Origin of the sequence: Aureimonas sp. SK2 (assembly GCF_029813115.1) — a bacterium.
Lineage (GTDB): Bacteria > Pseudomonadota > Alphaproteobacteria > Rhizobiales > Rhizobiaceae > Aureimonas.
Genome location: NZ_JAPZDS010000083.1, coordinates 1 through 247 on the forward strand (window position 1 = coordinate 1; position 247 = coordinate 247).

At 65.2% G+C, this 247-nt stretch carries 1 protein-coding gene; it reads left to right on the top strand.

Annotation, left to right across the window (positions count from 1 at the left end; genetic code table 11):
• Positions 1–26 precede the first annotated feature (26 nt).
• Positions 27–247, top strand: a 221-nt coding sequence (locus O5O54_RS22310; protein WP_279484038.1) for a transposase, incomplete at its 3' end; no start/stop codon positions are given.

Here is a 247-nt window from a genome sequence, read left to right on the forward strand (position 1 = left end):
TTCAATCTCCTGCGAAGGAGGTTGGCATGCGTCGTCATGAACTGACGGATCACGAGTGGTCGGTGATCGAACCGCTCTTGCCTCGGAACAGCCGCGGCGTGCCCCGTGTGGACGACCGGCGGGTGATCAACGGCATCCTCTGGCGGTTTCGGACCGGCTCGTCCTGGCGGGACGTACCCGAACGCTACGGCCCACGCACCACGCTCTACAACCGCTTCACACGCTGGCGGGCTGCCGGTGTCTGGGA